Origin of the sequence: Candidatus Poriferisocius sp., from assembly GCF_965204145.1 — a bacterium.
Taxonomy (GTDB): domain Bacteria; phylum Actinomycetota; class Acidimicrobiia; order Acidimicrobiales; family Bin134; genus Poriferisocius.
In genome coordinates this window covers 189,330-215,225 of the sequence record NZ_OZ241977.1, presented here as the reverse complement: position 1 = coordinate 215,225, position 25,896 = coordinate 189,330, and the positions used below count along the sequence as shown (strand labels likewise).

The 25,896-nt window shown below is 66.6% G+C and carries 21 protein-coding genes; 5 read left to right on the top strand and 16 right to left on the bottom strand.

Going from position 1 to position 25,896, the window contains the following annotated elements; translation table 11 throughout:
• Nucleotides 1–3: 3 nt before the first annotated feature.
• A complete protein-coding gene (locus ACOGI7_RS00910; protein ID WP_419850052.1) occupies nt 4–1,446 on the bottom strand; it encodes an ABC transporter substrate-binding protein in 1,443 nt (480 codons plus the stop codon).
• 56 nt (nt 1,447–1,502) lie between these two features.
• Between ACOGI7_RS00910 and ACOGI7_RS00905 the strand changes: the two genes are divergently transcribed.
• The 5 genes from ACOGI7_RS00905 (at nt 1,503) to ACOGI7_RS00885 (ending at nt 12,144) form a co-directional block, all read left to right on the top strand.
• Nucleotides 1,503–2,537: a hypothetical protein gene (locus tag ACOGI7_RS00905; RefSeq protein ID WP_419850051.1), complete on the top strand. Its 1,035-nt coding sequence runs from the start codon at nt 1,503–1,505 to the stop codon at nt 2,535–2,537.
• Nucleotides 2,538–2,561: 24 nt separating this feature from the next.
• Nucleotides 2,562–4,736 (top strand): MFS transporter, encoded by a 2,175-nt coding sequence (locus ACOGI7_RS00900; RefSeq protein ID WP_419850050.1) that lies wholly within the window; start codon nt 2,562–2,564, stop codon nt 4,734–4,736.
• On the top strand, nt 4,736–7,561 hold the full coding sequence (locus ACOGI7_RS00895) for an ABC transporter permease subunit (RefSeq protein ID WP_419850049.1): 2,826 nt from the start codon (nt 4,736–4,738) through the stop codon (nt 7,559–7,561). The genes ACOGI7_RS00900 and ACOGI7_RS00895 overlap by 1 nt, the downstream gene beginning before the upstream one ends.
• 81 nt (nt 7,562–7,642) lie before the next feature.
• The gene (locus ACOGI7_RS00890; protein WP_419850048.1) at nt 7,643–9,598 is read left to right on the top strand and encodes a hypothetical protein; all 1,956 of its coding nucleotides are present in this window, start codon (nt 7,643–7,645) and stop codon (nt 9,596–9,598) included.
• A 50-nt stretch (nt 9,599–9,648) separates the two neighbouring features.
• On the top strand, nt 9,649–12,144 hold the full coding sequence (locus ACOGI7_RS00885) for a M1 family metallopeptidase (RefSeq protein WP_419850047.1): 2,496 nt from the start codon (nt 9,649–9,651) through the stop codon (nt 12,142–12,144).
• Here the strand turns inward: ACOGI7_RS00885 and hpnH are convergent.
• The 15 genes from hpnH to ACOGI7_RS00810 all read right to left on the bottom strand — a co-directional run bounded on the left by hpnH (nt 12,141) and on the right by ACOGI7_RS00810 (nt 25,894).
• The gene (hpnH, locus tag ACOGI7_RS00880; RefSeq protein WP_419850046.1) at nt 12,141–13,148 is read right to left on the bottom strand and encodes an adenosyl-hopene transferase HpnH; all 1,008 of its coding nucleotides are present in this window, start codon (nt 13,146–13,148) and stop codon (nt 12,141–12,143) included. The two genes, ACOGI7_RS00885 and hpnH, sit on opposite strands and share 4 nt — an antisense overlap.
• A 1-nt stretch (nt 13,149) precedes the next feature.
• The gene (locus ACOGI7_RS00875) at nt 13,150–13,698 is read right to left on the bottom strand and encodes a hypothetical protein (RefSeq protein ID WP_419850045.1); all 549 of its coding nucleotides are present in this window, start codon (nt 13,696–13,698) and stop codon (nt 13,150–13,152) included.
• Nucleotides 13,695–15,581, bottom strand: coding sequence for a squalene--hopene cyclase (shc, locus tag ACOGI7_RS00870; protein ID WP_419850044.1), 1,887 nt, complete (start codon nt 15,579–15,581; stop codon nt 13,695–13,697). The genes ACOGI7_RS00875 and shc overlap by 4 nt, the downstream gene beginning before the upstream one ends.
• On the bottom strand, nt 15,581–16,570 hold the full coding sequence (locus ACOGI7_RS00865; RefSeq protein ID WP_419850043.1) for a polyprenyl synthetase family protein: 990 nt from the start codon (nt 16,568–16,570) through the stop codon (nt 15,581–15,583). Before ACOGI7_RS00865 ends, shc begins: the two co-directional genes overlap by 1 nt.
• The gene (gene hpnE, locus ACOGI7_RS00860) at nt 16,567–18,042 is read right to left on the bottom strand and encodes a hydroxysqualene dehydroxylase HpnE (RefSeq protein WP_419850042.1); all 1,476 of its coding nucleotides are present in this window, start codon (nt 18,040–18,042) and stop codon (nt 16,567–16,569) included. Before hpnE ends, ACOGI7_RS00865 begins: the two co-directional genes overlap by 4 nt.
• On the bottom strand, nt 18,039–18,893 hold the full coding sequence (locus tag ACOGI7_RS00855) for a phytoene/squalene synthase family protein (RefSeq protein WP_419850041.1): 855 nt from the start codon (nt 18,891–18,893) through the stop codon (nt 18,039–18,041). Before ACOGI7_RS00855 ends, hpnE begins: the two co-directional genes overlap by 4 nt.
• Nucleotides 18,890–19,792: a squalene synthase HpnC gene (gene hpnC, locus ACOGI7_RS00850; RefSeq protein ID WP_419850040.1), complete on the bottom strand. Its 903-nt coding sequence runs from the start codon at nt 19,790–19,792 to the stop codon at nt 18,890–18,892. Before hpnC ends, ACOGI7_RS00855 begins: the two co-directional genes overlap by 4 nt.
• A 129-nt stretch (nt 19,793–19,921) precedes the next feature.
• Nucleotides 19,922–20,716 carry a TetR family transcriptional regulator gene (locus ACOGI7_RS00845; RefSeq protein WP_419850039.1) on the bottom strand — a complete coding sequence of 265 codons (795 nt, stop codon included), beginning with the start codon at nt 20,714–20,716 and terminating at the stop codon, nt 19,922–19,924.
• Between the two features lie 67 nt (nt 20,717–20,783).
• Entirely contained in the window at nt 20,784–21,971 is a 1,188-nt protein-coding gene (locus tag ACOGI7_RS00840; protein WP_419850038.1) for an NAD(P)/FAD-dependent oxidoreductase, read from the bottom strand.
• Between the two features lie 19 nt (nt 21,972–21,990).
• The gene (locus ACOGI7_RS00835) at nt 21,991–22,191 is read right to left on the bottom strand and encodes a ferredoxin (RefSeq protein ID WP_419845449.1); all 201 of its coding nucleotides are present in this window, start codon (nt 22,189–22,191) and stop codon (nt 21,991–21,993) included.
• Between the two features lie 80 nt (nt 22,192–22,271).
• On the bottom strand, nt 22,272–22,616 hold the full coding sequence (locus ACOGI7_RS00830; RefSeq protein WP_419850037.1) for a hypothetical protein: 345 nt from the start codon (nt 22,614–22,616) through the stop codon (nt 22,272–22,274).
• Between the two features lie 17 nt (nt 22,617–22,633).
• Nucleotides 22,634–23,800: a thiolase domain-containing protein gene (locus ACOGI7_RS00825; protein WP_419850036.1), complete on the bottom strand. Its 1,167-nt coding sequence runs from the start codon at nt 23,798–23,800 to the stop codon at nt 22,634–22,636.
• Nucleotides 23,800–24,855, bottom strand: a complete 1,056-nt coding sequence (locus tag ACOGI7_RS00820) for a lipid-transfer protein (RefSeq protein WP_419850035.1) — start codon at nt 24,853–24,855, stop codon at nt 23,800–23,802. The genes ACOGI7_RS00825 and ACOGI7_RS00820 overlap by 1 nt, the downstream gene beginning before the upstream one ends.
• The gene (locus ACOGI7_RS00815; RefSeq protein ID WP_419850034.1) at nt 24,855–25,451 is read right to left on the bottom strand and encodes a Zn-ribbon domain-containing OB-fold protein; all 597 of its coding nucleotides are present in this window, start codon (nt 25,449–25,451) and stop codon (nt 24,855–24,857) included. The genes ACOGI7_RS00820 and ACOGI7_RS00815 overlap by 1 nt, the downstream gene beginning before the upstream one ends.
• Nucleotides 25,448–25,894, bottom strand: a complete 447-nt coding sequence (locus ACOGI7_RS00810) for a Zn-ribbon domain-containing OB-fold protein (RefSeq protein ID WP_419850033.1) — start codon at nt 25,892–25,894, stop codon at nt 25,448–25,450. Before ACOGI7_RS00810 ends, ACOGI7_RS00815 begins: the two co-directional genes overlap by 4 nt.
• Nucleotides 25,895–25,896 lie beyond the last annotated feature (2 nt).

Sequence of the window (25,896 nt, the reverse complement as noted above, 5' to 3'; positions counted from 1 at the left end):
CGATCAGTTCATGGGGACGAAGTCGTCGGCAGCAGCGTCGAAGGCAAGGAGAATCGGAGCCCCATCGCTGATGTCGAACTTGCCAGCTGCGATCGACGCCGATGAATTCGCGGTGACCTCGAGGCTGAGACCTGCCTCGGCGGCGGTCCGGAACGAAGCGTTGGTGAGGTCGGCTCCGGCGGCTGTGGCGACCTGGGCGAAGATCTCCACTGCTTGGCACGCCCAGATGGTGGTATTGAGGTTGACTGCTTCGCCTCCCTCGGGGCTGATGTTGACAATTTCGCCCGATGCTGCCTCGAAACGCTCGATGCAAGCGGCCACGCTTGGCTCACCGGCCAGGGCAAGGTCCTCGAATCCCAGCGATCCGAGTGCGATTGCCCCCTCGAGGGCATCAGTGGTGTAACCGAGATCGCGATAGAGCTGAGGATCGAGGTCGCTTGAATTTGTGATGACGACTGCGGGCCGGAAGGGGCTCCGGTCCAAGCCGGAAATCACATTGATGCCCGACCCGATGCCCACCGCCAAGATGATCTCGGCACCGTCGGCCTGCCACCGTTGGGCAAATGCCTGCATCTCGGCTTCAGAGGCTGCGATGTCGTCGGAGCCGACGGTTGAGGCAGTCTCGGACACAATTTCAATTCCGGCGGCTGCAAGTGCGTCGACGTAGTGATCGCGCTCAGACCCGGTGTCGGCGGCGGCATGCACGCCGACGGGGCCGTCGAAGGCCCCCGCCCCAATCAGTGCTTCGACTCCTATCGCCGCGCTTCGGGCGGGTAGCGCCCCCGGGCCGATAGCGACAGCCTTCGACCGATCGAACTCCTCTTGGCTAACCCCGAAGGTGTTGATGAAGATCGTCTCATTCACATCGGTGAAGCAGGTCAGGTTGGTCAAGAGCGGTCCCATGGCGGCAAACACCTGCTCGTCTTGGGTCAGTTGCACGCAGGCGGCTTCGGTCTCCACATCGCCCAGCGGCGAATAGAAAACGTAAACCGGCTCAAGCTGACGGCCGAGGATTCCGCCGTTGGCATTGACCTCGTCGATAACGGCCTGCCACTTCGCCTCCACGTCGCCGTTGTCCCGCCCGAAGATGGAGACATCGATGATGACAACCCCGATCTTGATCGCTTCGGAGGTGACGCCCCGGAATGAGTTGGTGAGCAGAATCGGCTCCGGCTCTTCGGGCTCGGCTGCAGGCTCCGGCGCCTCGGTAGGTTCTTCTGCGGGTTCAGGAGTCTCCGGCTCCGTGGCCTCAGGTGCAGCCTCTTCTGGTTCGGCTGCGGGCTCAGGGGCCTCTGTAGCCCCCGGAGTGGACTCGGGAGCGGCGTCTACCGGCTGCGTCTCCGGCTCCTGGGTGCCGCTGTCGGGTGCAGATTCAGAATCCCCACCACCGCACGCCGATGCCAAGAGCAACAGGACAGCGAGTACTCCAATGATTCGTAGGCGCATGGTTCCGTCTCCCCGTAGAGATCTGACCCCTTACGTTTTCACATTAGGTTGGGGCCATGCGACGGGACTCCGACAGATTGCAGATCACTGTCCAGCCCCCTGACCGTTCCCTCGAACCAGTTGACTTCGGCGCTCCTTTCGAGCCTCCCGCCGGTCGGGTGCTGCACTGCTGGGGCCAGCTCGGAGTTGAGGACCGGCCCCACCTCGTGGAAGACGGCGAGCTCTCGGAATACGAGGCCACCATCGAACCCCAGCCGGGCGTGGTGAGCACCTATGCCCACGTCCACGACACCAGCGATGGAATCCTCGACGCCTTCTGCCAAGGTGCCGGAAACCTGTTGGCCAAGCGTCCCCAGACCCCGCTGATCGTCGGACTTCACGTTCGCCCGGTTGAGAAGGTGGTGGCCAGCGGCGCGTGCGATGAGTCGCTGCGCCGCATGGCTCGATGCCTGCGGGAACTGGAGGTACCGGTGTGGCTGCGGATCGGCTATGAGTTCAACCTGAGCTTCGACCCCCACGACACCGGGGCCTACAAGGACCTCTTTCCCCACATCGTCGAACTCTTCCGCAAAGAGGAGGCTCACAACGTGGCCCCCACCTGGTGCTCGGCAGCGGGCTCGTTCCAGTTCCGAGACCCGTTCGACTGGTGGCCCGGCAACGAGTACGTCGACTGGGCAGCCATGGACGTGTTCGCCCCCATCGGTTTCGAGCGCCCCGAGACCACCGCCTATCTCGACCGGTGCCGGCAGGAGGAAAAGCCGGTGATGATCCCCGAATCATGCCCCTTCTTCTTCGATTGGAATCTGGTCGATCCCAACCGGCCCGAGTCGTTTAGCGACGGGCTGCTCGAGATCGGCGACATCGACGACCAATGGGCCTGGTATGAGGCCATGTTCGAACTGGTCCGGCGCCGGCCCGAGATCAAGGCCCTGACGGTGATCGCCACCGACTGGCGGGACGGCATGTTCCCGTTCTACGGGGACACCAGAATCGGCTCTTGGGATGGCTTGGCCGAACGCTATGGCGCGGCGCTGTCCGACCCTCGCTTCATGCACCGACAAGAGTCCCTGGATCTCTTCCAGCACCGATAAGCAGACCACCGGAAAGGGGGGTAGATGACCGACGCCGCCGGCGACGCCGGTGCCCTGTCCCGCCGGGTGCTCGACAGCCAGACAGACCAAACCGACACCGACGAAGAGGTGCTGTTTCCCGATGACGTTCTGCCCGGTGTCGGCGGCGACGAGATATCGCTGCGAGAGGGGCTGGCCAAGGGCGGAATAGCGACCTTCCTTGTGTTGTTGATCCTCAACAGCCTCGACGAGCTCGAATCAGCCGCTCTGTCGGTTCTCGCCCCCGAAATCCGCGACAGCTTCGGCGTGGGCGACGGGGTCATCGTCTTTCTGGGGGCGGCCTCGGTGTCGTTCGTGTTCTTGGGCGCCCTGCCCATGGGCTGGCTCGCCGATCGATTTCGCCGGGGGCCGGTCATCGGGGCGGCCAGCCTCGCGTTCGGCTTCTTCTCGCTGCTGTCCGGGCTGGCCCGCCATGTGGTGGTGTTCTTCTTCGCTCGGCTCGGAACCGGAATCTCCAAGTCCAACACCCTCCCCGTCCACAGCTCCCTGATCGCCGACCAGTACCCGATCGGCGTCCGTGGCCGCATCGCGTCGACCACCATCATGTCGGGAAGGGCAGTGGGAATCATCAGCCCGGTGCTGGTCGGCGGCATCGCCGCCCTGGTCAGCTGGCGCTGGACCTATTACACCCTGTGGATCCCGGTGGCAATCGTGGCCGTTCTGGCGTTCCGGCTCCCTGAGCCAGTGCGGGGCCAGTGGGAGAAGACCGATGTGTTGGGCCAATCGGGCGACGACGGCGATTCCGCCCCTATCTCGCTCGAAGCCGCGTTCGCCCGGCTCAACAAGGTCGCCACCCTGCGCACCGTGCTCCTCGGTTTCGCCGCGCTGGGCTTCGGACTCTTCAGCCGACCAGTGCTCACCTCATTGTTCCTAGAAGACGAGTACGGACTGGGCCCGCTAGGCCGCGGCACCCTCACCACCGCGTCCGGGATAGGGGTCATCGCCATCATGCCGTTCATCGGGCGGCGGTTCGATCGCCTCTACCGCCAGAGCCCCACCCGGGCGATGGCGCTGATCGGCGCGCTAATCCTGCCCTCCGCGCTGTTGCTGCCCATCCAGTTCAACATGCCCAACCCGTGGCTCTTCGCCGTGCTGGACGTTCCCGGCTCGCTGATGATGTTCGCCGCGTTCGCCATGGTCGGGCCCCTCATGCAGGCGGTGGTCCCCTACCGGCTTCGGGGCATCGGCTCGGCGCTGTCCACCCTGTACATCTTCTTCATCGGCGCGGCCGGCGGTGGCCTGCTGTCGGCCATGGTGGTAGATGCCAGCGGCCCGAAGACCACGATCCTGGTGCTCGGCCTGCCCTCCACCATCATCGGCGGGGCCTTCATGTTGAACGGCGCCCGCCACATTCGGCGCGACCTGTCTCACAACGTGGCGGAGATACTCGAAGAAAAGGCCGAGCACGACCGCCAGCGAGAAGACCCCGAGCACATCCCCGCCCTGCAACTGGCCGACGTCGACTTCAGCTATGGCAACGTCCAGGTTCTCTTCGACGTCGGTTTTGAAGTCCGCAAGGGGGAGACCCTGGCCCTGCTGGGCACCAACGGGGCCGGAAAGTCGACCATCCTGCGAGTCATCGCCGGCCTGGGGACCCCGGAGCGGGGAGTGGTGCGCCTGGGTGGCCGCACCATCACCTTCTCCACCCCCGAGCAGCGAACTGAGATGGGAATCCAGACCCTGCTGGGGGGCAGCGGCGTGTGGGCACCGCTCAGCGTGCGCCACAACCTGGAGATGGGGGCCTATCAGCTGCGAGACGACAAGGCCGAGCGACAACGCCGAATCGACCACGCCCTTGAGCTGTTCCCCGAACTGCGCTCCCGCCTCGACGACCGAGCCAACGCCTTGTCGGGCGGCCAACAGCAGATGCTCGCCCTGGCCCGAACGCTGTTGTGCCAAACCGAGGTCCTCCTCATAGACGAGCTGTCGCTGGGCCTGGCCCCGGCTGCAGTTGGCGAGCTCATGGGCCACATCGAGCGCCTCCAATCCACCGGACAGACCATCGTCATCGTCGAGCAGTCGCTCAACATCGCGCTGGAATTGGCCGACCGGGCCGTGTTCATAGAGAAGGGCCACGTGCGGTTTGAAGGGCCGGCGTCTGAACTGGCGGAGCGCGACGACCTGGTCAGAGCGGTCTTTTTGGGCGACGAGGGGGGCTGATGGCACTCGGCTTCCTCGAAGCCAACCGGCAGCTCATCTTCGACGGAGCGGTGAACGGGCTGGTGTACGGGATCCTGGCCATGGGCATCGTTTTGGTGTTCCGCTCCTCCCGGGTCATCAATTTCGCGGCCGGGAACCTGGGCCTTCCCGGTGCTGGTCTGCTGGCCTTGTTGGCCCTGCGCTGGAACGTGCCCTTCTGGATTGCGGTGCTCGCCGCCATCGCGGTGGGCGTCCTGTTCGCCGCGGTGATGGAGGTGGGGGTGGTGCGCCGGCTGTTCACCGCGCCACGGGTGATTCTGCTGGTGGCCACCATCGGGATGGCCCAGCTCGCTCAGGGCATCTTGCTGGCCTACCCCGACGTCGGCGGCGGCATCGGCACCCGCTATCCCGTCATCGTCGACACAACCTTGACCGACGTGGCCGGGCTCTTTGTGACCGGCCCGCAGCTCAGCACGCTGATCGTCGCCCCCCTGGTGGCGATCGGACTCGGCTTGCTGCTCGACCGCACCCCCTACGGCCGAACGGTGCAGGCCACCGCGGCCAACCCCGACCTATCGCGGGTCTCGGGCATCAAGCCCAAGCGGGTCTCGCTCACCATCTGGGTGATCGCCGGGGTGGTGTCCACCATCGCGGTGATCCTGCTTTCCGCCGACCGCAGCGTGAACGGGCTGGAGACCGTGGGTCTTACCACCATGGCCAACTCCCTGGCCGCTGCGGTCATCGCCCGGATGCGGTCGTTCCCGCTCGCCCTGGCCGGAGGGGTGGTGGTGGGCGTTACGTTCTCGCTGGTCAAGTTCAATTATCCGGTTGAGGGCGGCCTGTTTGAGTTCGTCTTGCTGATTGGCGTGCTCGTAGCGGTGGCATTCCAACGACGCCGCGACGACGATCCCCCCGGCCGGTACTCGTTTGCCCCCAGGATCCGCCCCATTCCCCAGCACCTCATGTCCATATGGTGGGTCCGGCACCTGGGCAAGATCACCCTGGGTTTGGCGGGGTTGGCCGCGGTCCTGTTGCCCATAATCGTTTCCACCCCGTCACGACAGATCACCTACGCCACCATCTTGGCCTTCGGGATCTGCGCGGTTTCGGTGGCCATCATCACCGGATGGGCGGGACAGCTGTCGCTGGGCCAGATGGCCTTTGCCGGAATCGGCGCCGTGGCCGCGGCCTCCTTCCAACGAGGCATCCAAATGGACATCGGCTGGGGCGACAACCGGCTGATCGACTTCGAGGCCGGCGGCATCCCGTTTGCCGCCGCGGTTCTTGTGGGGGCAGTGATTGCCGCCGCGTTCGCCGGGCTGGTGGGGGTGGGGGCGCTGCGAGTGCGGGGCCTGCTGCTCGCCGCGGCCACGTTTGTTCTCGGGCTGGCCACTGAGGAGTATTTGTTCCGTCGCCCCATCTTCAGCGGTGGAAGCTCCAACTCAGCCCCCTTGCGCCGGGGCCAAGTCTTCGGGCTCGACCTCGACAGCCAGCGCTCCTACTACTGGCTGCTGCTCGGGGTTCTGTGTGCAGTGCTGGTGGCGATTGCCGCTATCCATCGCAGCAGCTTTGGCCGGGCCATTCGGGCGCTGCGGGACAATGCCGACGCCGCCGCGGCCTACGGCGTCCGCCCGGCCCGCACCAAGCTGGGCGCTTTCGTTCTGGCCGGGGCCGTTGCCGGGCTGGGCGGCGGCCTCTTGGCCGGAGTGATTCAGGAGGTCCCCCTGACGGGGCGCTTCTACGGCGCCGGGGAGTCGCTGCGGCTTGTCTCCATGGCCATCATCGGGGGCATCGGCGCCGTCATCGGGCCGGTGCTGGGCGCCCTATGGGTGATCGGACTCCCCGCCTTCGCCCCCACCAACCGCCTGATCCCCCTGTTCACCTCGGGCGTCGGACTGCTGATTCTCCTTCTGTACTTTCCCAGCGGCCTCGCTCAGATCGCCTATTCCGCCCGCGACCGGATCGTGGCCTGGCTGGAGACTCGCCGACCGCCCCCGCCGGCCAAGCAGACCCATTCTGTGCCCGCCGCCCTCCCCGCTCCGGCGTTGGTGCCCGACACCGCCGGGCCGGCGCTGCAAGCAGCCGAGATTTCCGTGCGATTCGGCGGCCGGCTGGCGGTGGACAACGCCAACATCGAGGTGGCTCCCGGTGAGATAGTGGGGCTCATCGGCACCAATGGCGCCGGCAAGTCGACCCTGATGAACGCCATCGGCGGCTTCGTTCCGTCCAAGGGACGCGTCGAGCTCTACGGCCGGCCGATCCACCGCCTCAAGCCAGCCGAGAGGTCTCGGCAAGGACTGGGCCGCACATTTCAGGCCGCAACTCTGTTCCCCGAACTCACCGTGCGTGAAACCGTTATGGTGGCGGCCTCGTCGGCTCCATCGCAGGGTTCCGGGGGACTCATGGCCGCGAGCCGGACGAGACGGGGCCAGCGCTCTGCTCAGGCCCATGTGGGCGATCTGATCGACTTTCTGGGGCTGGGACGCTACGCCGACCGCCAAATCGCCGACCTCTCCACAGGCACCCGGCGAATCGTCGAACTCGCCGGGCTGCTGGCCCTTAACGCCCAGATGCTGTGCCTCGATGAACCCACCGCCGGAGTGGCCCAGCGAGAGGCCGAGGCCTTCGGGCCGCTCATCGTCGAAATCCGCCGCTACCTCAACGCCGCCATGCTCATCGTCGAGCACGACATGCCCCTCATCATGTCGATCAGCGACCGCGTCTATTGCCTAGAAGCCGGCTCGATCATCGCCCAGGGATCTCCCGAAGAAGTCCGAACCAACCCCGCCGTCATCACCAGCTACCTAGGCCTAGAAACCCGAGCCATCCACCGCAGCGACGCCTAGCTCTACGCCGGTTCCCGATGCCGTCGTTGGTTCGGCATCTCCTAGCCCCTAAAAGAGACGTAGGGCTACGCTCGCCAGTCGATGGGCCGGTTGGAAGATCTCACCAAAGGCGCACGACTCGCAGGCGTTGCCCCAATTGGGGTGGTCACGGTGATCGACGCCGAATGGGTCGGCTCGGACGCAGTGAATCTCACCTACGAGGACAACAGCGGCAACGTCCGGCGAGAGATTATCTACCGAGCGAAGGAACAGGAACTTTCCCTCGAAGGCGACGGACGACCTTGGTCGTTCGACGCCGATCCTGAGCTGTTCACCCTGGTGGCCGAAGCCAAGCGGATCAGCTTGGCCCATCTGTTCGACCCCTATCTGGCCACCTACACCAGCGACGTCGACCCGCTCCCCCATCAGATCGAGGCGGTCTACACAGAAATGCTCCCCCGCCGCCCGCTCAGATTCTTGCTGGCCGACGACCCCGGCGCGGACAACCCCAACCTGGGCCGCTTCCTGGCCGCCCGCAAGGTGGCCCGCACGGTGTACTTCGGGTCGGCCCCGTCTCAGCAGGCCGCAAACAAAGGACTCGACGACCGGTCGATCAAGCTCGGCTGCATCCAACCCGGCGAGGAGAGGCCCGCCATCTTCGGCGACGCCCTCCGCAAGCTGTCCGACCAGGCCTCCTATCTCTATCGAGACGGCGCCCGCTACTGGTATGCGCTCCAGGCCAACGTCAACCGCATCGCCCGAGACCGGGCCGAGGGCCACTTCAACGACGCCGATGTGGACGACGAGATCCGCCGCCGGCTCGACGAAGCCCTCAAAGCCGGCCGAGGCCAGTTCGCCGGCGTCCATCCCTGCCCCCGCTCACCCGCCGATGTGCCCGACACCGACGAAGCCCGCCTCGTTGTCTTGGATCCGACCTCGCCCCACGACAGCAAGACGGAGCAGAGCGAAGCCCTCAAGATGGCCCAGCAAACCTTGCTGGAGCGTGCGGGAGGGGCAAGACAGCACCGCAACATGCTGGTGTTTCTGGCCGCCGACGTCACCCGCTTGGGGGAGTTGCGCCAAGCGGTTCGCAACCACTTGGCCTGGCAGTCGATTCGAGACGATTCGGAGTCGCTGAACCTCGATCCGCCTAATGCCCGCCAGGCCGAGTCGAAAGCGGCCGATGCCGACGAGACGGTGGCTTCTCGGATACCCGAGACCTACATCTGGGTGCTGAATCCATCGCTACCCCCCGACAATCCGAGAGGAGAAATCCAATGGGAGAAGGCTCGGGTGACCGCCTCGGGGCCGTTGGCTGAGCGAGTGGCCCACAAGCTGGTTCACGATGAGTCGCTCATCCCGGTGTATGGCGGCACACGGCTGCGGTGGGAGCTGGACCGCGTCCCCCTCTGGCGAGACAACCCGGGGCAGGCCGGCGACGAGAAGGTGGCCATATCGGTCAACCAACTCTGGAGCGACATCACCCAGTACCTCTACCTGCCCCGGCTTGTGCGCCGCTCAGTGCTGGAAGACGCCATCCGCGACGGGGTGCAGTCCACCGTTTGGGCCACCGACGGGATCGCCTACGCCGAAGGCCACGATGGGGAGCGCTACGTCGGACTGCGGGCGGGTGAAATGCTGGCTGCCATCGCCCCCAGCGGCTTATTGGTCCACCCCGATGCCGCCAACTCTCAAATCGAGGCAGAGCAGGCCGCACGAGCGAGGGCAATGGAAGGCGATGCAGGCGGTGGCGTAACCGCTCCGGTCGGACCCGAAACCGAAGGGAACGTCGATCCAGAGCCGACGGACCCCGCTGGGCCAACAATGCCCACCCGCTACTACGGCCGGGTCACCGTCAAGGCCGACCGTTGGACAAGAACAGCAGCCGACATCGCCGAGGCCATCGTCAACCAACTCGCCCAAGCCGAAGACGCCAAGGTCTCCGTCACCATCGAAGTAGAGGCCACCGCCGACGACGGCTTCGACGACGACGTCCGACGCACCATCACCGAAAACGCGGCCACCTTGAAGTTCAATGACAGCGACTTCGAGTCTTGATCTCTGCCGGAGAAGAAGCCATGCCAAGTGCTGAGCCATCGGAACCCTCCGTGAACCCGTATCGGCTGCCGCGGGTTGTGGTGCCGCGGCGGTATGAATTGCGGCTGGAGCCTGATCTGGAGGCGTTTACGTTTGCGGGGACCGTGAGGGTGGACATCGACGTGGTCGAGCCGGTGGGCGAGATCGTGCTCAATGCGGCCGAGTTGGAGATCAGTGGCGGCGACCTCGACGGGGTGGCGTTGGCGGGGATCGACTATGACGCTGAGCATGAGCGGGCGGTGCTGCGGCTGGGCGAGCCTGTCTCGCCTGGGGCGGCCCGACTGAGCCTGGCGTTTACGGGCACGCTCAACGACCAGCTTCGGGGGTTTTACCGGTCGACGTTCACCGATGACGACGGCGAAGAGCGGGTGATCGCTACCACGCAGTTCGAGTCGACCAATGCCCGGCGGGCGTTTCCGTGCTGGGACGAGCCCGACTTCAAGGCGGTGTTCGAGGTGACTTTGGTGGTGCCCGACGGGCTGATGGCGGTGTCTTCGGGGGCGGAGGTGGATTCCCAGCCCGCTGGTGATGGGCACCGGGAGGTTTCCTTCGCTCCCACCATGGAGATGTCCACCTATCTGCTGGCCTTTGTCGTGGGTCCGCTGGAGGCCACCGACCCGGTGGATGTGAACGGGACGCCGCTGCGGATCGTGCATCCCGTCGGCAAGGGGCACCTCACCGAGTTCGCCTTGGACGCCGGGGCGTTCTGCCTCGGCTTCTTCGAGGATTACTTCGCCATCGACTACCCCGGCGACAAGCTCGACTTGGTGGCCATTCCCGACTTCGCCTTCGGGGCCATGGAGAACATGGGGTGCGTCACCTTCCGGGAGATCCTGTTGCTGTTGGACCCCGACTCCTCAACCCAGCAGGAGCGCCAGACCGCGGTGGACGTGATCGCCCACGAGCTGGCCCACATGTGGTTCGGGAACCTGGTGACCATGAAGTGGTGGAACGGCATCTGGCTCAAGGAGGCCTTCGCCACGTTCTGCGAGATGCTGGCAGTAGACGCCTACCGCCCCGATTGGAAGCGGTGGCTGGCCTTCGGATTGTCACGAGCCGCGGCTTTCGACGTGGACGCCCTGGCCGCCACCCGGGCCATCGAGTACCCAGTGGTCTCCCCCGCCGACGCCGAGGGAATGTACGACCTGCTCACCTACGAAAAGGGCGCGGCCGCGGTGCGGATGCTGGAGCAGTATCTGGGCGCAGACGAGTTCCGCGACGGAGTCCGCCACTATCTCCGGCGCCACTCCTACGCCAACACCGAGACCCACGACATTTGGGATGCGCTGGCCGAGTCCACCGGCGAGCCTGCCCGCGACGTGATGGACTCATGGATCTTCCAAGGCGGCCACCCGGTGGTGTCCGCCACCGCCGATGAGGACGGCACGGTCACGCTCAGCCAAAGCAGGTTCCGCTACGACGGCCAGCCCGACGACGCCCGCTGGCAAGTGCCGGTAGTGGCCGCAGTGGGCACCGACGCCGCAGAGCAAACCGAGCGGATGGTGCTGAATGACCCGGTGGCCCTAGGCGCCAACGACCCCGCCTGGGTCATGATCAATCCGACCGCCGACGGCTTCTACCGAGTGGCCTACGAGGGCGGACTGCTGAATCGACTACTCGACGGCGGTCCCGATCTCGACCCACTCCAGCGCTATGTGCTGGTGGACGACCAGTGGGCCCTGACGGTGGCCGACCGGCTGAGCGTGGCCGATTACGTGGCGTTCGCCGAACGCATAGCCACCGCCGAGGACGACCTGGCCGTGTGGCGCCGCCTAGCCGGCACACTGGGCACCCTCGACCACATGGTTTCCGATAATGGGCGAGCCAGCCTGCAAGTCCGAGTCCGAGACATGGTCGGCCCGGCCTGGGACCGGGTGGGCTGGAATACCGCCCCCGGCGAGGACGACCGGACCGGCGAGCTACGAGGCGTGCTGGCCCGCACCCTGGCAGTGGGCGGCAACGATGCCGAGGCCATCGCCCGGTGTCGAGAACTGATGGCTTCCGAAGGCGTCGACCCCGCAGTGGCCGCGGCCGCCATTGCCGTGGTGGCCGCCACTGGTGATGACGCGGACTACCAGGAGATCCACCACCGCTACCAAAACGCCCCTACCCCCCAACTCGAACTGCGCTATCTGATGGCCCTCACCACCTTCGACGATTCTCAGCTCATGGACCGCACCCTGGCTGCCACCCTCGACGGCACCGTGCGCAGCCAAGACGCCGGCTTCGTGCTGCGGGGCTGTCTGGAGAACCGCGACCTCGGCCCTCAAGCCTGGGCGTTCATCACCGACCACTGGGACGACATCAACCAACGCCTCCCCTCCGCCATCGTCCCCCGAATGCTCGGCGGAATCAGCGCCCTCTCCACCCCCGAGCTAGCCGCCGAAGTCGAGGAGTTCCTAGAAGCCCACCCCGTCCCCCAAGGCAAGCTGATCCTCGCCCAACACCTAGAACGCCAACAGATCAACGTCGACCTGCGAAGACGAGTCCAGGAAGCGTTGGGCTAGTTGGTTCCTACCGCAGCCCGAATGGACTCGCGCAGCGACTTCATTGTGGCGAACACGGCGGTGGGCTCGTAGCCGCAGTGGGCCATGCAGTTCTCGCAGCGGGGGTCTCTCCCCCGGCCGTAGCTGTCCCAGTCGGTGGTGTCGATCAGCTCCTGATAGGTCTCGGTGTAGCCGTCGGCCATCAGGTAGCAGGGCCGCTGCCAGCCGAACACCGAGTAGCTGGGGATGCCCCAGGCGGTGCACTCGTACTCCACCTTGCCCTCGAGGAAGTCCAAGAACAAGGGGGTGTGGTTGAGCCGCCACTTCTTGCGCTTGCCCTCTGAGAAGGCGTCCCGGAAGAGGTTCTTGGTCTGCTCCACCGGCAGGAAGTGCTCCTGGTCGGGGGCCTTCTCGTAGGCATACCCCGGCGAGATCATCATGGAGTCGACTTCCAGGTCGTCGTTCAAGAAGTCGAGCACGCTGCGCACGTCGTCGGGGCTGTCGGTGCTGAAGAACGTGCTGTTGGTGGTGACCCGGAAACCCTTTTCCTTGGCCTCGTTGACGGCCTCCACCACCTCGTCGAACACACCCTCGCGGGCCACGGCCAGGTCGTGGCGCTCCTGGAGCCCGTCCACGTGGACCACGAACGAGAAGTAGGGCGACGGCGTGAACTTGTCGATCTTGCGCCGGAGCAGCACCGCGTTGGTGCATAGGTACACGAACTTCTTGCGCTTGATGAGCTCGTCAACCATCTCGTCGATCTGGGGGTGCAGCAGCGGCTCGCCGCCGGCAATGGACACCATCGGGGCACCGCACTCCTCCATGGCCGCCACCGCCTCGTCCACGCTGACCCGCTTGCGCAGCACCTCGGTGGGGTACTGGATCTTGCCGCAGCCCGGACACTCCAGATTGCAGGCGAACAGCGGCTCCAGCTCCACGATGAGCGGGAACTTGTCGCGGCGGCGCAGCTTGTTCTTGAACACGTAGGTGCCCACTTTTGCCGCTTGCCTCAGCGGAATAGGCATGTCAGCCAACCTCCCTTGTCAGCACTGGCGTCAACCTCCGAATGGTGCGCAGCGCTCGATAGATCCTTGCCGGGGCGGTGGCCGACCGCAGCTCGTGGGCGGGGGTGTCGGTCACCACCCGCACTACCGCGGCCGGGCCCCGATGACGCTCCAAGAGCCAGGCCGACTCCATATCGACCGCCACCGCGCCCCGGTCGGCCAGTTCTTGTCTGCGGGAGCCGACGGCCAGCTTCGACACACTAGCCACCGGACCGGTGTGCACGGTGAACCCGGCATCTGACAGACCCCTGGCCACCGCCTCGGCCTGGGGCAGCCCGATCGACGTGACATCGGCGGCCGATACCTCGGTGGCCACCACCACGTCGCCCGGCTCGATGCCGTCGACCACCGCTCCGCCCATGCCCACCACTGCCACTGGCCCGCTTTGCGGTTCGACCCGGCGGCTGCGGTCCGGTCCCATGCCGGTACACACCACCTTCGCCTCTCCCCGACTCCCCCGCCGGGCGGCTCGGGCCTCCATGGCCAGCGGGCACCACACGGTCAGGCTCATGCCTCGTCCTCCATGGCCCGCACCCATCGGCCCAGGGCCATTACCGGGAAGACCAGGCGATACAGGTGGTAGCGGATGTAGAAGTCGCCGGAGAAGCCGGTTCCGGTGTACCAGGGTTCGCTCCAGTCGCCGTCTCGGCGCTGGTTCTCCACCAGCCACGCCACCCCTTGCCGGGCCGCCTCCCCGCTGGCTCGGCCCGCGGCGACCAACGCCAGCAGCGCCCACGCGGTCTGCGACGGGGTGGACTCCCCTCGGCCCCGCCACTCCTGGTCGGTGTACGACCGCATGTCCTCGCCCCAGCCGCCGTCGTTGTTCTGCACCGATTCCAACCACTGACAGGCCCGCACCACTCGGGGGTCGTCGGTCGCCACTCCGGCGCTGATCAGCGCCGGAATCACCGCGCCGGTGCCGTAGATGTAGTTGGCGCCCCATCTCCCGTACCAGGATCCGTCGTCTTCTTGTTCGTCGCTCAGCCACTGAACCCCGCGGGCCACTGCCTCCCGGTCCACCTTCATACCCTGCTCATCGGCGTCCAGCTCGCACAGCATCTCCACGACGTGGGCGGTCACGTCGGCTGACGGCGGATCGATGACCTCTCCGAAATCGCAGAACGGCAGCTCGGCCACCAGCGGCGAGCAGTTGTCGGCGTCGAATGCCGCCCAGCCGCCATCGGCGCACTGCATCCCCTGGACCCACTCCACCGCCCGCCCCAGCGCCTTGTTCGCCTGCTTGGCATCGGCGTGGTGGATGCGGCGCAGGGCCAGGGCCACCTCGGCGGTGTCATCCAGATCGGGGTAGAAGTTGTTCTCGAACTCGAACGCCCACCCTCCGGGGGCCAGATGGGGGCGCTGCTCGGCCCAGTCGCCCACGATCTGGACCTCTTGATCCAGCAGCCAGCGAGCTCCGGCTTCCATCTGGGGGTCGTCTGGGTCCACCCCGGCGTCGGCCAGCGCGTTGAGGGCCAGGCACGTATCCCACACCGGCGATTGACAGCACTCCAATCGGCGCATGTCGTCTTCGACGATGGTCCAGGCGTCGAACCCGGCCAGCCCCTGGGCCAGGATCGGATGGTGGAGGGAATAGCCCCGAACGTAGAGGGCCAACAGCGAGTAGACCCAGGGGGGCTGGATGCCCCCCCAGCAGCCGTCGGCTTCTTGGCGGGCGATTATCCACTGCTCGGCCCGCCGCAGCGACCATTCCCGCAGCCGCCGGTGGGGACGATTCTCATAGCGATGCAAGGCCCGGTCGATGCGCTGGAACCGCCGGGCCACCGTGCCGGGCGGGGCGAGCTCTCTCTCGGGCGGGGTGGCCCCGGTGCGGATCTCGTCCAGGTTGATTCCCATGGAGCGCACCGGTCGGTGAGCTCCCACCACGGTCAACGAGACCACGGTCTGGCGAGCCCAGCAGGCGAAGTCATAGATGTTCAGGGGCACCTGCTTGGGCAGAAGAATCACCTCTGGCGGCAGCGCCGGCAGGTCCTCCCAGCGCCAGAGGCCGAACAGCGCCATCCATATGCGGGTGAACACCCGGCTGCGCTCCAGTCCCCCTTCGCGGCGGATGTAGTCGGCCGCCTTGGTCATGTGGTCGGCATCGATGGGATCGCCGGCATAGCGCAGCGCCCAGTACGCCTCCACGGTGACCGACAAATCAGCGGGACCTTGGTAGAAGGTGGCCCACGTGCCGTCGGCCCGCTGGCTGTGGCGGATCCAGTTGGCAGTCTGGCGGGTGATCTCCGGATCGGCGATGCCCAAGAACTCCCGGAGGAACAGGTCTTCGGCCTCGATGGACACATTGGTCTCGAGTTCGTCCTTCCACCACCCCTCGATGTCTTGGAGGCTCAGGAGCCGATCTCGGGCTCGGGCCAGGCATTGCTCCACACCCATCAGAAGTCCCTCCCTACGATGAACTCGGCTAAAGAGCGCATTTCCTCTACCACCTCGACGACGACCTCCTCGCGCTTTGCCAAAGAATCAAGGACTGACACGGCTCGGTCGTAGTGAGTCCGGGCCAGCGCCCGGGTCTCATCTCGGCCGCCCCCCGCCTCCACCAGCGCCTGGGCCGCATTGATGTCCCCGGCATCCAATACGGGGCGGGCATAGAGCTCGGCAAGCTCTTCGGCGGCTGGCGTGCCGCTGTTGAGGGCGATCACCACGGGCACCGATTTCTTGCGCTCCCGCAGGTCGGCTCCCGCGGGCTTCCCGGTGCGCTCGGGGTCGCCCCAGATGCCCAGCAGATCGTCAACCGCCTGGAATGCCACACCCAAGTGGGCGCCGTATTCGGCGAGCCCATCGACGACCGCGCCGTCGGCCCCGGCCAGAATCGCCCCCACCGAAGAGGCATAGGACAACAGCGCCCCGGTCTTGCCCTGCTCCATGGCCAGGCACTCCTCCAAGGTGATAGAGGATCTCTCCTCAAAGGCCATGTCCATGCTTTGGCCGGCGATCATGGCGGTAACCGCTTCGGCCAGGTTCTTGGCTGCTCTGACCCGGGGCGGGCTAGGGTCGGACAGCAAGACCTCGAAGGCCAGGGCGTGGAGGGCGTCTCCCACCACGACGCCGACACCGGTGCCGAATTTGGCCCAGACCGTGGTCCGGTGCCGACGCTCGGCATCGTTGTCGATGATGTCGTCGTGGATGAGCGAGAAGTCGTGGATCAGCTCGATGGCCACTGCACCGGGTACTCCGGTCTCCGACGGCGCGCCGACGGCCTCGGCCGACAAGAGAGCCAGCGCGGGGCGGGTGCCCTTTCCCCGGCCCTCGAAGTGGTATTCGGCGGGCACCCTCAGCTCTTCGCACAGCCCACCGAGAGCGGCGGCGATAGCCGGATCAACCAGTTCCCGGGCCCGCACCAGAACCTGCGGCCCCCCGCTCACGCGCTCATCCTTTCCTGCTCGGTCGTTGACGGCTCTGAACGGACACGCGGCTTTGGGAAGCCGTCGGATGATGGATCGGGCACCGACACAGCCATGTCGCGGCAGTGGTTCAGTGCGAGTCTGGCCGCAAGGTTGCCGGAGCGGATCGCGCCTTCCATAGTGGCCGGCCAGCCGGTATCGGTCCACGCCCCGGCCAAGAACAGTCCGTCGACGGCGGTGGCCGGACCAGGGCGAAGCCGCTGGGTGCCGGGACGGCCGGCGAAGGTGGCGCGGTGCTCGCGGGTCACCACGGCATCAATCACGTTGGCCCCAGCCGCGAGCGGGAAGAGATCCTCAAGAGCCGACCGGTAGCGCTCGATCAACTCAGCCGGCCGGCTGCCGATCTCATCGAAGGCCGCCGACTGTGAAACGGCCACGACCTGCTCGCCCCGGTCGCTCTCCGCCGACCCTGCTTCGGTCCAGTTGGCGGCATCGGTGCGGTCGAACACGAATTGCACCGGGGAGTCCAGGGCCGCGGTAAAAGGCACGCCCATGATCGGATGATCGAACACAAAATGAACGTTGACTATGGGCGAAATGCCCAGGTCGGCCAGCTCGGATTGCCCGGGCACGGTCCCGGGGGGCAGCAGGCCGTCCACGGCATCGTGAGGCACAGCCACTATCACCGCATCGGTCTCCACCCGCTTTCCGTCGACCATGAGCGATGGGCCGTCACCCACGGCTTCCACATGGGCTTGCATCTGGACGTCCCCGCCTTGGGCGGTGATCACTCGGGCCGCGGCATCGCCATGCAGCACACCCAACGGCACCCGGGTCCAGCCCAGATCGCCGGCGTCTGCTTTATCGAGTAGCCCGGTGCGGAACACCTTGACCGCCAGGCTCAGCGAGGCGTCGTTGGCGCGGAGGTTCACGGTGGGCAGGCAGATCAAGTCCCACATCCCGGCGATGGCCCGATCTGACTCCCCCCGAGCTCGAAGCCACTCCCCGAAGCTCACCTCATCGGTCGCGGGGTCGTCGGGGTCGAGGCGGCGCAGGGCCAGAGCGGTTCGAATAGCCCGCAGCCGATCGGCGACGGACAGCGGGTTGTAGCCCAGCAGCGACCGGGCCAAGTGCAGGGGGACTGGAGCGCCGGTGCGGAAGATGCGCGCCGGACGGCGGCCTGGGCGCATGACGGCAACCGACATCCGGGATTGCTCGGTCACCTGATCGGCCACATCCAGGCGATCCAGGAAGGCCCGATACTCGGTGCAGCACCGCATGAACACGTGCTGGCCGTTGTCGAACCAGCGCCCGTTGCGCTGGAACGACCAGGTGGCCCCGCCCAACCGGGGACCCCGCTCATACAGCGTCACCTGCGCCCCGCCGTCGACGGTGGCCACGGCCGCCGCGAGACCCGCCAATCCGCCTCCAACCACCGCAACTCGCGGCGCGGTCTTGGGATCGCCCTGCGGGTGAGAACCGGCCAGTCTCATGTGGTCACTCCGGCCAGGCTCCGGGCGGCCACCCAGGCCTTCTCCTTGGTGGGCAGCGACAGACGGCCATCTAGCACGGCGGCGGGCGCCTCTGAGATGCGGGCGAGCAGCCGGTGGTAGATCCCGGCCATCGCCCCGGTGCAGGCCCGACTGCGGTAGTCCAGCATGTCGAGCAGCTTCAGGCCCTCCGCGAAATGTCGTTCGGCTCGCTCTGCCTCGAATGCCACCAGCTTGCCCACTGCGTCGCGCGGGCCGGTCAGGTCGGGGGCGCAGCCGAATCGCTCGATGTCGGCAGTGGGCAAATAGACCCGGCCCATGCCCCGGTCCTCCACGATGTCGCGCAGAATGTTGGTGAGCTGAAGCGCCACGCCCAACACATCGGCCAGCTCGGAGGCCACTTCGGGATCGCCCCTCGTGCCGAACACCCCCAGCGACAGACGGCCCACCGATCCAGCCACCAGCCGGCAATATTCCTCGGTTTCGGTGATGGTGGCGTATTCCTTCCCCACGGCGTCCTGCTCGCACCCGGCGACGATCTCGTTCAGCGCGGCGGTCGGGATGGGAAAGCGACCGATGGCGTGGTGCAGGCCCACCAACACCGGGTCGTCGGGGTCGCGAAGCCCGCCGTCGGCCAAGGTGTCGATGTCGGCCCGCAACTCGGCCAGCCCGGCAAGCTTGTCATCCCGGGGCAGCGGGCCATCGCCCACGTCGTCGATTCGCCGGGCCATGGCGTACAGAGCAGACATGGCTTGGCGTTTCGATTTGGGCAACAGCCGAATTCCGTAGGAGAAGTTGCGAGCCTCGATCCGGGTGATCTCCTCACACCGCTGGTAGGCGTCGGCGGTCCTCACCTTTGCCTCCAGCGCGCCGCGGCGTCTCTCACCACGCGAACCGCATTGGCGTCGGTGACCTGGCGGGGGGTAACGAGGCGAACCATATGGAACGCAGTGCGGGACTTGGATGGGGTCCGCAGCTTCCTCAGCACGTCGTAGTCGGCCCCGGCGATGGCATCCAACGCGGCCAAACCACCGGCGGCATAGCCGGCGACCGTTGCTTTGGCCCAACCGCTGAGGGAGGCCACCAGCGGCTCTCCCCGGTTCAGCAGCCCGCGGGCGCTGTCGCACTGGTGGGCCACCAGTCGGCGCAGCGAGTCCGATGCCCGGGCTGCCCCCAGGTCACCCTCGTCCACGCCGAAGCGGGCCAGCTCGTCAGCCGGAAAATAGATGCGGCCTTTCTCGGTGTAGTCCTCGCCGATGTCTTGTAGGTGCTCCACCAGTTGCAAACCAGTGCACGCCGCATCGCTGAGGACAATGCGCTCGGGGGTGGCCGCGCCGAATACCGCGAGCACCAGCCGACCGACGGGGTTGGCCGACAGCGCGCAGTACTCGGCCAACTCGGCCTGGGTCTGATAGCGGTGCTTGCGCTGATCGAGCCGGTTGGCCTCGATGAGCGCCAAGAACGGCTCGTCGTCGACATCCAGGTCGTCGAGAAGAGGAGTGAGCTGGGCCATCACCGGGTGGGTGGCATCGCCGGTGCGGGCCCGAGCGAGCTCTGCCTCGATCCAGTCCAACGCGGCCAAACGGTCGCCGTCGTACTCGTCGCCGATGTCGTCCACGAGTCGGGCGAATCCGTAGACAGCCAGCAGGTGGGCGCGGGGGCGCGCGGGGACTGCCTTCAGCACAACTGGGAAGTTCTCGCTTCCCTTCTGCGCCATGATCGAGTTCAAGTCGAACCCGACATCAGCCTGCACAACACCCCCGCTGCTTTCCTGGCTAATCCGCTGGTCAACGGGCTAACCGGCCATCCATGACAATGTTCTGACAATCGTTACCCAATTGCAAACAAAAGAGTGACCATCAGGTCACCTTTTTGTACGCGCTCAATCAGGGGCTGTCAAGGCATTGGCGGCACCGGAGTCCTCGAAGTTGGGGCGATCGGCGAAACGACCCATGAGGCTCTCGGCGAAAATGTGGGCGATGGCGTCCATGATGAGGGTTCCGGCGAGCCGGTGCCCCCGGGGATCATCAGACAGGGCCTCTCCCAGTCGCTCGGCCAGTCGCCAGAAAACCCGCTGGGCGGCGGCGGCGTGCTCCACCTGGCCCTGCACCGAGCGCTTGGCCACCTCCAGCATGATGGGAAGGCCGGGCAGCAGCGCCTCGGCCAAGCGGCGGGTGAGCTCTTGGCGGCTCAGCCCCACCTGGCCGGCGACGGAGGCGGCGAAATCTTCGGCGGTGTTGTCCACCACCGCTTCCACCGCTCGGAAGAACAGGTCCTGTTTCGAGCGGTAGTGGCGGTAGAACGTCCCCTTGGCCACCCCGGCCTGGGTGCAGATGTCGGCCACGCTCACCTCGGTGTAGCCCCTCAAGGCGAACTCTTGAATGGCCACGTCCTGCAACTGCTCGCCGCTGTCGGCCAAGTGGGCCACTTCTTCGTGATCAAGGCTCTCCGCGTTCATGATCTGGGCGATGTGGCGCAGGGGCAGGCGGTGCCGCTCTCGCAGCTCCCTGATCTGCTCCACCGCCTCGGCGTGGCGCTGGCTGTAGAGGAAGCGGTTGGCCGCAGCTCGGCGGGGCGCGGGCAAAAGACCCAGCCGCCGATAGTGGTGGATGGAGGCAGCCGGCACTCCGGTGCGAGCTACCAGCTCGCTGATGGGGAACTCGCCGGGAGGACCCATGCCTCCACTCTTATTCGGATTCCCTTGCTACCGCCAGCGCGTACCGGAAACTCGTGGCTGCGAGTGGCTATTCCTGTTCGGCGATTTCAACGGCGTCTTCGAAGCTGGTGCCTTGTTCGATGAGGTTGCGGTACTTCATCACATGGCGGGGGCGGTTGAAGCCGAGCACGCCGACCAGTCGGCCTGCTCGGCCGTAGAGGGCAGCGAAGCGCCGCTCTTCGGTCGATCCGGTGATGATGCGCACCTCGTCGTCGGGTCGGGCCCTCCCGGCCAGCTGGATCTTGCGGTCGTACTGGTCGCTCCAGAACCAGGGCACCGGGGAGTAGGGCTGGGCCTCGTCGTCGGAAGCCAGCAGGCGAAGCGCGGCATGCTGGCCCTGGGCAATGGCGTTGTCCCAGTGCTCCACCCGCATGATCTCGCCGAACAGGGGGTTGGGCCAGCGGGCCACGTCTCCGGCCGCGGCGATGCCCGGGGCGGCCAGGCATGTCTCGTCGCACACCACCCCGTTGTCCAACTCCAGCCCCGATTCCTCCAGCCACTCGGTGTTGGGGATCACCCCGATGCCCACCACCACCACATCGGCGTCCACCGATGTGCCGTCGCTCAGGTTCACCCGCTCCACCCGGCCATGGCCGTCGAAGCCGTCGACACCCACGCCGAGCCGCAGGTCCACCCCGTGGTCTCGGTGCACATCGGCGCACACGGTGCCGATCTCGGTGCCCAATACGCGCCCCAGCGGCACCGGCAGGGCCTCGATCACGGTGACCTCCAGGCCCCGCTCCCGGGCGGTGGCCGCCACCTCGGCGCCGATGAATCCGGCCCCCACCACCGCCACCCGCTGCGGGGAGGCCTCCAGCTCTGCTCGGATGGCCAGGCAGTCGTCGAGGCCCCTCAGGGTGTAGATGCCGTCGAGGCCGTTGGTGGGCAGCTCGCGACACCGGGCCCCGGTGGCGATAAGGATGCCGTCGGCGGCAACCGTTGAGCCGTCGTCGAGGGTGACGGTGCGGCTGGCAACGTCAAGCCCGGCGGCCCGGCGGCCCAGCCGCCAGTCGGCGTTTAGTTCTTGGAGCGAGTCATCGTCGGAAAGCGCGATGCGGTCTTGCTCCCATTCCCCGGCGAGGAGCTGCTTGGACAGGGGAGGCCGGTCGTAGGGCTGGTGGGACTCATCGCCGATGATGGTGATGGCCCCGTCAAATCCGTCTCGCCGGAGCGCCTCCGCCGCCCGGGTTCCGGCCAGCGACGCTCCGACAATCACTATTGAGCGCAGCGGGCGCCTACTCCTCGGCCACGGAGATGGCCTGCTTGGGGCAGCGTTGGACCGATTCGTTCACCCGCTCGCGGGCCTCATCCCCCGGGGTCTCGTTCAGCAGGTACAAAAAGTCGTCATCGCGCACCTCAAAAATGTCAGGAGCGACCTGCATGCAAATGGCGTTGCTCTCGCACAGGTCGTAGTCCACAACCACCCGGTATCCCATCGGTTCCTCCCATCTCCCAAAAAGACACCCCGACCCTACCCAACCAACCCCCACTTAGTCACCATCGAGCCTCTTGTCAGTTAGAAGCAGTGGTGTTGGGTGTAGGTGCGGATTTGTTGGCGGGCGGTGGCTACTGCCTCTTCTAGGGCGAAGGCTTTGCTGAACAGTTCTTGGAGGTCTTCGATCTCGTCGATCTCTCGGGAGGCGTTGGCCACGGTGGTGACCGCCTCGCGGATGTCGGGTGGCGCGGCGTCCTCTAGGGCATCCAACTGGGCTAATTCCTGCTCGCCTTCTGCCGGACGCATCCCCACCCCGTCTTCGGCCAGCTCGCAAAACGCCACAATGTCGCCCTTGCCCTCACCGCCGCACGCCCCCAACAAGATCAAGAGCGACAGGCACACCAGCAGCCAGGCGAAGCGCTTCACCTCACTAGCTTGCCTGTTCAGGAGGTGGGCTTGTCGGAACCTACGATCCACATGGCGTAGTACTGGGCACCGCCGCCGTAGGCGTGGCCGAAGGCTTTGCGGGCGCTGTCCACCTGGTGGTCGCCGGCCATGCCCCGCACTTGGAGGGCGGCTTCGGCGAAGCGGATCATGCCGGAGGCCCCGATGGGGTTGGACGACAGCACGCCGCCAGAGCAGTTCACCGGAAGGTCCCCGCCGTCGAGATGGGTGGCGCCCTCCTCCACCAGCTTCCAGCCGTCGCCGATCTCGCAGAACCCCAGGCTCTCCAACCACATGGGCTCATACCACGAGAACGGCACGTAGATCTCCACCTCGTCGATCTCAGCCCGCCGGTCGGTGATGCCCGCCTGGGCGAACACATCGTCGGCGCAGTCCCGGCTGGCCTGGGGGTTCACCTCGTCTCGCCCGGGGAAGTTGTTGGCCTCGCTGCGCAGGGCCGCGCCGTGGATCCAGGCCACCGGCTTGGTGGAGGCGTCCCCGGCGGCCTCGTCGCCCAGCACCAGCGCGCAGGCACCGTCGGACGACGGACAGGTCTCAGAGAACCGGATCGGCTCCCACAACATGGGCGACTCCACCACTTGGTCGAAGGTCAGATCTTTCTGCTGGAGGTGGGCATACGGATTGCGCAAGGCGTGCTGGCGGTCTTTGAACGCCACCATGCAGCCGATCAGCTCGGGGGCGTTGGTGCGGGCCATGTACTGGCGGATGATGGGCGAGAAGTAGCCGCCGGCCCCGGCGTTGATCGATACCGAGAATGGCTGGGGCAAAGACAGCGCCCAGGTGGCGTTGGACTCCGACTGCTTCTCAAATCCCAGGGTGAGCACACGGCGATGGATGCCGGCTTGCACTAGCGAGGCGGCCACCACTGCGGTAGACCCGCCCACCGAACCCGCGGTGTGGACTCGCAGCAGCGGCTTGCCCACCGCCCCGAGCGCCTCGGCCAAGTACAGCTCGGGCTGCATGACCCCTTCGAAAAAGTCGGGGGCTTTGCCCACCACCACGGCGTCGATGTCGTTCCAATCCAGTTCGGCGTCTTCGAGCGCCCGATAAGCGGCCTCCCGCACCAGGCCGGGCAGAGACACGTCGCCTCGGGTGGTCTGGTACTTGGTCTGTCCAACCCCCAGTACTGCGGTGCGCTCGGCCATCACTCCCCCTCCATCACACACACCAGGTTCTGCTGGAGGTAGAGACCCGACGCAGCGTGGCCCAGCACCCGGTCGGCCCGCTCGTCGTGGATCTGGGCCGCCGCCTCGGCGATGCGCATAAGGCCGGCGGCCATCATGGTGTGGCCGGCCAACGCCCCGCCGCTGGCGTTGACGGCGGTGCCGTTGCCCAATCCTAGCTCAAGCTCCAAGATGTGCTCTTGGGTGGTGAACGGGGCGGCCACCTCGGCGGCATCCAATCGGTCGGCGCTCACTCCGGCATGAGCCGCGGCCAACTGGGCGCTCGGGGCTCGAGTCAGATCGCGCACCCCTGGCTGGTGGGGGTCGATGCGGTGGTCAATCCCTTTGATCCACGCGGGCCGCTCGCACAGCTCTCGGGCCCGGTCGCCAGCGGCCAGCACCACGGCCACGCCTCCGTCGGCGGAAGCCGCACAGTCGCTAGGCCGCAGCGGATCGGCGATGGGGGCCTCAGCCAGCACGCTCTCGGCGGTGGCCTCGGCTGAACTCCGCACCGCCAGCGGGTTGTCGGCCGCGCCGTTGAGGCTGCGAACCGCAATCTCGGCCAGGCGCTGCTCGCTGACCGCCCCGGACTCCAGCATGATGCGGGCCTGAAGCGCGGCCATAGAGAAGGCGTCGGGCCACAGCGGCCCCAAGTAGTAGGGGTCTAGCTGGGTGGAAAGCACATCGCGCAGCGATCCGGGCGACGACTTGCCGTAGCTGTACACCAGCGCGGTGTCCACCCCGCCGATCTGGAGCTTCACCCACGCTTCGTACAGGGCCCAGGCCCCGTCCATTTCCACGTGGCTCTCGCTGATGGGCGGGACCGCGCCCACCGCGTCCAGGGTGTGGACAAATGAGAACGCCTGACCGGCCAGGAAATCGCTGCTTCCCGAGCAGGTGAAGCCGATGTCGTCCTGGGTGAGGCCCACCGCGCCCCGGGCCTCGTTGATGATCGGCACCATCAGCTCCACCTCGGTGGTGTGGGTGAGGGCCTTCTCCTGGTGCTGGGCTACCGAGACCACGGCGATGTCGCGCATTAGCCTTGCTCTCCGGCGGCGGCCTGCTTGGCGTGCCAGGCGTTGGTGCCGGCGGCGGTCACCGGGATATCGGGCTCGCCGGTGGGCGCCCAGTACAAGATGTTCTCGGCCGTGCGGCCCAGCTCGTCGTCAGGCTTCCACACCGCCCGCACCCGCATTCCCATGCGCACCTCAGAGGTGTCGATCCCGGCCACCAAGCCCAGAAAGCCGATGTCGGCGCCGTCGAGGTGGATCCAGGCGCTCACATAGGGGATCTCCAGATCGTCCCGGCCCGGAATGGGCAGGCGGGTAACGCAGAAGCCCCCCACATGGCCGGTGTCGGGCAACTCCACGTAGTCGGGGGTGGCCGCACCGTGGCGGGGATCAACCCCCCGAGGGGGCACGAACACCGCCCCGTCCACCGGGGACCGCTGGCCGAGGATCTTGCGGTCGGCGAAGGCATTCAGATACCCCGAAGAAGCCGCGCCGGGGATGAAGTCGTACTCCAGGCGGATGGGGGTTCGCACCGACCGAACCTGCTCCACATCGGCCAGCTGCTCGGGCAGGCTCACCTCGCCCGACAGCGCGGCGGGGGGAACACTCGGATCGGCACTCATTGGTCGGCCCCCTCGGGCACAAAGCCCTCAAGATCGGCGATGTGGCCTTCTCGCTCCGGCCGCCATCGGGCCGTCACCCGCATCCCCACCGACAACTGGTCGGAACCATCCACCAGCAGTCCGTGGACCATTGGGGTGTCGGCCCCGTCGAGGCGGATCAATCCCAATCCGTGGGGCTGATCCCATGGGGACTGGGACCGGGGCGGGTCCACCCAGGTCCAACTCATCAGCTCCCCGCCCGGGCCCACTTCCACCAGATCGGTCAATGGCTCAGAGCTCTCCGGGTCGTACTCGGTGGGCGGGCACAGCACCGTTCCGTCGGGACGGCGAATGCCCAGGATGATCCCCTCTCGCAGACCAGTGAGGAACGCGCCGATCACCGGGCCGGTGGTCCGGGTGAAGGGGTACTCCAGCACCAAATCAGCCCGAAGCCGCTCCGCCATCG